The sequence below is a fragment of the Citrobacter sp. wls714 genome (genome assembly GCF_005281025.1).
Classification (GTDB): Bacteria; Pseudomonadota; Gammaproteobacteria; order Enterobacterales; family Enterobacteriaceae; genus Citrobacter; species Citrobacter werkmanii.
The window spans coordinates 24428-30761 of record NZ_SZWZ01000054.1 but is presented as its reverse complement, the minus strand read 5'-3'; the positions used below and the strand labels follow the sequence as shown (position 1 = coordinate 30761).

At 52.0% G+C, this 6334-nt stretch carries 7 protein-coding genes; 3 read left to right on the top strand and 4 right to left on the bottom strand.

What is annotated here, in order from left to right; translation table 11 throughout:
- Positions 1-109: 109 nt before the first annotated feature.
- Positions 110-1273, bottom strand: coding sequence for an alcohol dehydrogenase (gene yqhD / locus FDX11_RS11615; protein WP_137397947.1), 1164 nt, complete (start codon positions 1271-1273; stop codon positions 110-112).
- A 195-nt stretch (positions 1274-1468) separates the two neighbouring features.
- On the opposite strand from yqhD, the gene FDX11_RS11610 reads away from it, so the two are divergent.
- Positions 1469-2368, top strand: coding sequence for an AraC family transcriptional regulator (locus FDX11_RS11610; protein ID WP_137365268.1), 900 nt, complete (start codon positions 1469-1471; stop codon positions 2366-2368).
- A gap of 90 nt (positions 2369-2458) precedes the next feature.
- On the opposite strand, the gene yghB is transcribed toward FDX11_RS11610, so the two are convergent.
- Positions 2459-3118, bottom strand: coding sequence for a DedA family general envelope maintenance protein YghB (gene yghB / locus FDX11_RS11605; protein WP_003024510.1), 660 nt, complete (start codon positions 3116-3118; stop codon positions 2459-2461).
- Between the two features lie 131 nt (positions 3119-3249).
- Entirely contained in the window at positions 3250-4437 is a 1188-nt protein-coding gene (gene metC / locus FDX11_RS11600; protein WP_137397946.1) for a cystathionine beta-lyase, read from the bottom strand.
- A gap of 250 nt (positions 4438-4687) precedes the next feature.
- On the opposite strand from metC, the gene exbB reads away from it, so the two are divergent.
- Positions 4688-5422 carry a tol-pal system-associated acyl-CoA thioesterase gene (gene exbB / locus FDX11_RS11595; protein WP_061382446.1) on the top strand — a complete coding sequence of 245 codons (735 nt, stop codon included), beginning with the start codon at positions 4688-4690 and terminating at the stop codon, positions 5420-5422.
- Between the two features lie 6 nt (positions 5423-5428).
- Positions 5429-5854, top strand: a complete 426-nt coding sequence (gene exbD, locus FDX11_RS11590; RefSeq protein ID WP_042310983.1) for a TonB system transport protein ExbD — start codon at positions 5429-5431, stop codon at positions 5852-5854.
- 71 nt (positions 5855-5925) lie between these two features.
- On the opposite strand, the gene FDX11_RS11585 is transcribed toward exbD, so the two are convergent.
- Entirely contained in the window at positions 5926-6333 is a 408-nt protein-coding gene (locus FDX11_RS11585) for a cytoplasmic protein (protein ID WP_079225992.1), read from the bottom strand.
- Position 6334 lies beyond the last annotated feature (1 nt).

Sequence of the window (6334 nt, the reverse complement as noted above, 5' to 3'; positions counted from 1 at the left end):
GTCACTTACTTATGTAAGCTCCTGGGGATTCTCTCCTTTGCCGTCTTTATGCAACTCGAATTATTTAGAGTATAAATAGCCAAAAACGAAAGGCGGAGCTTAAAAAACCTTAACGGGCAGCTTCGTAAATCCGACGGCTGACGTCGAGCGTAATGTCCTGGTGCTCACCCAGTTTCGTACCGCCGTGCGCTTGCAGTTTTTCCAGCAGCGCCGGGATGGAGCTACCGTCCAGGCCGTAGTCAGACAGGCGAGTCGGGACACCCATTTGCTCGAAGAACTGACGGGTGGCGGCAATGGCGGCGTCGATACGCTGGTCTTCGGAACCCTCGTTGATATTCCAGATACGTTCTGCGTATTGCAGTAGTTTGGCACGCTTGGTATCGCGTTTTTCATTCCACAGCGCAGGCAGAACGATGGCCAGCGTTTGCGCATGATCCAGACCATGCATCGCGGTCAGTTCGTGGCCCAGCATATGGGTTGCCCAGTCCTGCGGTACGCCTGCGCCAATCAGGCCGTTCAGCGCCTGGGTTGCCGCCCACATGACGTTCGCACGCACGTTGTAGTTTTCCGGCTCCTGCAAGGCTTTCGGACCTTCTTCTATCAGCGTAAGCAGAATGCCTTCGGCAAAGCGATCCTGAATTTTCCCGTCGACCGGATAAGTTACATACTGCTCAACGGTATGCACGAAGGCATCCACGACGCCGTTTGCAACCTGACGTGGCGGCAGGGTATAGGTGTAAACCGGATCCAGTACGGCAAATACCGGTTGCACAAACGGGGTCATAAAGGCCAGTTTGTCGCCAGTGGTTTTCCGCGAGATGACCGCGCCGGAGTTAGATTCAGAACCGGTGGCGGGCAGGGTTAATACGGAGCCCATCGGGATGGCGCTTTTTACGTCGTTGCCGTGAGTTTCCAGAATACGCCATGGGTCGATGCCGTCAGCGTACTGTGCCGCTGCTGCGATGAATTTGGTGCCGTCCAGTACCGAACCACCGCCCACAGCCAGCAGGAACGTTACTTTCTCATCACGCACGATCTTTACCGCATTCATCAGCGTTTCATAAGACGGGTTCGGCTCAATACCGCCAAACTCCAGCACGTCCAGGCCTTTCAGTGCATCCTGAACCTGTGCCAGAACGCCGGTTTTTTTCACACTGCCGCCGCCGTAGGTAATCAATACGCGAGCATCCTGAGGGATTTGATCGCGCAATTCGGCAATAGCGCCTTTACCGAACAGAATACGGGTTGGGGTATGGAGATTAAAATTGTTCATTGCTCGTTCCCTTGTGTGGGTAATAAAAAGAGGGCAGGAGAGTGTCTGCCGGATGATGAACATTGTGGTCGCCAGCTGCGCTGCTCTCAATGCACATTTCTGCCGATGTCTTGCCCATTTCTACAGACTACTGGAGAAAACGGATAAATCTGCGCATGATGTCAGGGTCGAAAACCGATGATGAAATGGTGCTTTATGAACCGTGAAGAGATCTGCCTTCTGCTGACAGATAAAATTAAGCAGCTGAAAAATAATGAAAATAACCTCAGTGCATTGCTGCCAGATGTCCGCCTGATGCACGGTACGGTGCCAGCTGCACGGACACCAGTCATGTATCAGCCAGGTATCATATTTCTCTTTTCGGGCCATAAAATTGGTTATATTAATGAACGCGTATTTCGTTATGACGCCAATGAATACCTGCTGCTAACCGTACCTTTACCCTTTGAATGTGAAACGTATGCGACACCGGAGGTTCCGTTGGCCGGAATCTACCTGAATGTCGATATCCTGCAATTGCAGGAGCTGTTGATGGACATTGGGGAAGACGAGCTGTTTCAGCCTGCTATGGCGGCCAGTGGGATTAACTCCGCGACGCTTTCAGACGAAATTCTCTGCGCCGCTGAGCGCCTGTTGGATGTGATGGAACGCCCGCTGGATGCGCGTATTCTCGGCAAACAGATCATTCGCGAGATCCTCTACCATGTGCTGACCGGGCCGCGCGGCGGCGCGTTACTTGCGCTGGTCAGTCGTCAGACGCATTTCAGCTTGATAAGCCGGGTGCTGAAGCGGATTGAAACCAAATACACCGAGAACCTCAATGTAGAACAGCTGGCGGCAGAGGCGAACATGAGCGTGTCGGCGTTTCATCATAACTTTAAAGCGGTGACCAGCACGTCGCCGCTGCAATATCTTAAAAGCTATCGTCTGCATAAAGCGCGGATGATGATGATTCATGACGGGATGAAGGCCAGTGCGGCAGCCATGCGTGTCGGCTATGAGAGTGCATCGCAGTTCAGTCGGGAATTCAAACGTTTCTTTGGCGTGACGCCGGGGGAAGATGCGGCCAGAATTCGGATGATGCAGGGGAGTTGATTGCTTGTCCGTCTGAACGGTACACCGTAGGCCTTAAAGCTACGCGCCATAAGGCAAAATGCCGGAGATTATCCGGCCTACGGATGCGACTCAGGCGCTACAGTATTTTTTTTTAATCACCACGAACAGGGTTCCCAACAGACCTGCGGTTAACAGGGCAATCGGTAGGATCATTAAAAAGGTCATCACCTGATCTTCATGGCGTTTAACGAACGGGATCATGCTCAGCGCGTAGCCAAAGCTGGTGACAACGGTGACCCACAGCAGGCCGCTCAGCCAGTTAAAAAACTGGAATCGACGGTTGGGCAACCCTGAAATTCCCGCCATGGTCGGCAGCAAAGTGCGTACGAACGCCAGGAAACGCCCGGCCAGCAGCGCCATCAGACCGTGTTGGTCAAACATGCAGGTGGCGCGCTGATGATATTTTTCAGGTAATTGCGCCAGCCAGCCTTTTACCGTTCTCGTGTTGCCCAGCCAGCGTCCCTGAATGTAACTCAGCCAGCAGCCCAGGCTGGCGGCGGCGGTCAGAATAGCTATGGTAGGTAAAAAACTCATCACGTCCTGAGCGATCAGCGCCCCAGCCAGCAATAACAGGCTGTCTCCGGGTAAAAAGGAGGCGGGCAGCAGGCCATTTTCTAAAAACAGTGTGGCGAACATGACGAAGTAAACCACGCTCACAACGTGTGGATCCGCCAGCGCGGCAAAGTCGTGTTGCCAGAGCGCGGAGACAATATCTTGAATAACTACCATGGACTTTCCTGTGGAACAGCGTTTATGTGTGGATTGTACTCCTGAATTGTCCGGGATGCCTTGATCCCGGACGCAACAATTGCAGACTTTTCCACCAGAAGTGTCTGCATATATGTCCATCTATGGCAATGTTACTCGATTCGGGCAAATCCTGCGGCTAAATCGGCAATTAGATCGTCAACATTCTCTAAACCGATATGCAAACGGATAAGCGTTCCACTGAAGTCCACCTCGCCTTGCGGACGGATTGCCGCAATGTGTTCCGGCTGGTTGGCGAGAATTAGCGACTCAAAACCGCCCCAGGAGTAGGCCATGCTGAACAGGCTGAAGTGATCCAGATACGCGGCCAGCTCTTCATTATTAAGCTTCTTATTCAATACAAAGGAGAATAGCCCGCTGCTGCCGGTAAAATCACGTTTCCAGAATTCATGGCCTTTACTGCCGGGTAGCGCCGGGTGATTAACACGAGCGACCTGTGGGTGGTTGGCCAGCCACTCGGCGACCTTTAAGCTGCTTTCATGATGCTGACGTAAGCGTACGCTCAGTGTGCGTAATCCACGGCTGGTCATATAGGCGGTGTCGGCGTCCAGCATTTGTCCCATCAGATAGGCATTTTCGCGCAGTTGGTCCCAGCAGCGGGCATTGGATACCGCTGTGCCGACCATGCCGTCGGAATGACCAATCAGGTATTTCGTACCCGCCTGAATCGAGATATCAATACCGAAATCCAGCGCGTTGAACAGCACGCCGGCAGCCCAGGTGTTATCAATCATGATGACAGCCTCAGGCGCAACGCTTCTGACGGCGGCAACAATTGCTGGTACATCATGTACCTCCATGGTGACGGAGCCGGGTGATTCCAGAAAGACAACTTTGGTGTTCGGCTGAATATGCTTCACTATATCGGCGCCAATCAACGGATCAAACCAGCCCGTTGAGACGCCAAGTTTATCGAGAATTTTGGTGCAGAAGTCCTGGCTGGGCTCATAGGCGGTATTGGTCATCAACACATGATCGCCTTGTTCAACAAAAGCAAGGATGGTGTTGGCAACAGCTGCCGCGCCGCAAGGGAACAACGCGCAACCCGCGCCGCCTTCCAGTTCGCACATGGCTTCCTGCAGCGAAAAATGCGTCAGGGTTCCGCGACGTCCGTAGAAAAGCGCACCGTTAGCGCGGTTGCGCGTGGCCTGTTTTTTGGCCTCAACGCTGTCAAACACCAGCGAAGAAGCGCGCTGGATCACGCTATTTACCGAGCCCAGCGTGTACTTTTTACTGCGTCCTGCGTGAACGAGTTTGGTTTCAAGTTGCTTATCTGCCATGGTGTATTACCTGTTTTTATACGTCTGGATGTCTAAACTACCATGAATCAAAGATGACGCATCCTGCAGAACGGTCATACAGTAGAAAATAATCTCAAAATGCCTCTGGTGACTTTTTTACTGCGTAAGCGCAAAGAAAAGAAACCAAAGGTGCGGCAATATGTAAATAGTAATGAGAACGACTATCAATTCGACGTTGTTTTGATATGATTACGCTTAGATTTTGTGATTTGCGTCCTGGAGATACAGAGTGGGTAATAATTTGATGCAGACGGACCTTTCCGTCTGGGGTATGTATCAGCACGCCGATATCGTGGTTAAGTGCGTGATGATTGGGCTGATTTTAGCGTCAGTGGTCACCTGGGCTATCTTCTTTAGTAAGAGCCTTGAGTTCTTTACTCAGAAACGCCGTCTTAAGCGTGAACAGCAACTGCTGGCGGATGCCCGCTCTTTAGACCAGGCAAACGAGATTGCCGCAGGATTCGATGCTAAAAGCCTTGGCGCACAGTTGATTTACGAAGCGCAGAACGAGCTGGAACTGTCTGAAGGCAGTGACGACAACGAAGGTATTAAAGAGCGCACCGGTTTTCGTCTGGAGCGTCGTGTGGCGGCAGTTGGACGTCATATGGGACGCGGTAACGGATACCTGGCCACCATCGGGGCTATCTCGCCTTTTGTGGGTCTGTTCGGTACGGTATGGGGCATCATGAACAGCTTCATCGGGATTGCACAAACCCAAACCACCAACCTGGCCGTTGTTGCGCCGGGCATTGCAGAAGCGCTGTTAGCGACCGCGATTGGTCTGGTTGCGGCGATTCCTGCGGTCGTCATCTACAATATTTTCGCACGTCAGATTGGCAGCTATAAAGCGATGCTGGGCGATGTCGCGGCGCAGGTGCTGTTGCTGCAAAGTCGCGATCTGGACCTGAACGCCAGCGCCTCCGCGCATCCGGTACGTGCCGCGCAGAAATTACGTGTAGGGTAATGTTCCATGGCAATGAGCTTTAATGAGAACCTGGACGATAACGGTGAAATGCATGAAATCAACGTGACGCCGTTTATCGACGTTATGTTGGTTTTATTGATCATCTTTATGGTAGCCGCGCCGTTGGCAACAGTGGATGTGAAGGTGAATCTCCCTGCCTCCACCAGCACGCCGCAGCCGCGTCCGGAAAAACCGGTTTATCTGTCAGTCAAAGCCGATAAGAGTATGTTTATTGGCAATAATCAGGTGACGGATGAAACCATGATTAGCGAGCTAACTACGCTGACAGAAGGGAAGAAAGACACCACGATTTTCTTCCGTGCAGATAAGACCGTCGATTATGAAACCATGATGAAGGTAATGGACACGCTGCATCAGGCCGGTTTCCTGAAGATTGGTCTGGTCGGTGAAGAGACCGTGAAAGCGAAGTAACTTTCTCGCCGGGTAGTGGTTTTCACCTACCCGGCCTGCTTATCCTGATTCCACGCCTTACAAACCTGTTCTTATCTGTTTTCATCCAACGCGACCGTGGTTATCCTGGTCGGTTCGTAGCTGCCTTCGGACAGCTTGCGCGTCAGGCGTAAGGTGGCCGTTTCTCGCGCGAGTATATGCTGGTAGGTGCTCTCCAGCCGGGCCATGATTTTATCCCGCAGTTCGGGGTGTTGGGCTATGATGGCCTCAATCGCGGCGCCATAGATCTCTTCTTTCGCCTGTAGCGCATAAATTTCGCGACGATTTTGCCATTTCATCCGCACCAGTGCGGCGGGTATAGAAACCATTTCCTGGGCAACGCTTTCCAGCGTCGCGTTTTTATTGGCAATCAGGATAGCTAAATTCTGCTTTAAGACAAACTCATCACTTTTATGGTCATCTAAAGCCAAATAAACATTATTATCCTCAACATCTTTCATT

Excerpts from the sequence above, each read along its gene's own strand:
- yqhD (WP_137397947.1), bottom strand. The coding sequence starts at position 1,273 with ATGAACAATTTTAATCTCCATACCCCAACCCGTATTCTGTTCGGTAAA.
- FDX11_RS11610 (WP_137365268.1), top strand. The coding sequence starts at position 1,469 with ATGAACCGTGAAGAGATCTGCCTTCTGCTGACAGATAAAATTAAGCAG.
- yghB (WP_003024510.1), bottom strand. The coding sequence starts at position 3,118 with ATGGTAGTTATTCAAGATATTGTCTCCGCGCTCTGGCAACACGACTTT.
- metC (WP_137397946.1), bottom strand. The coding sequence starts at position 4,437 with ATGGCAGATAAGCAACTTGAAACCAAACTCGTTCACGCAGGACGCAGT.
- exbD (WP_042310983.1), top strand. The coding sequence starts at position 5,429 with ATGGCAATGAGCTTTAATGAGAACCTGGACGATAACGGTGAAATGCAT.
- FDX11_RS11585 (WP_079225992.1), bottom strand. The coding sequence starts at position 6,333 with ATGAAAGATGTTGAGGATAATAATGTTTATTTGGCTTTAGATGACCAT.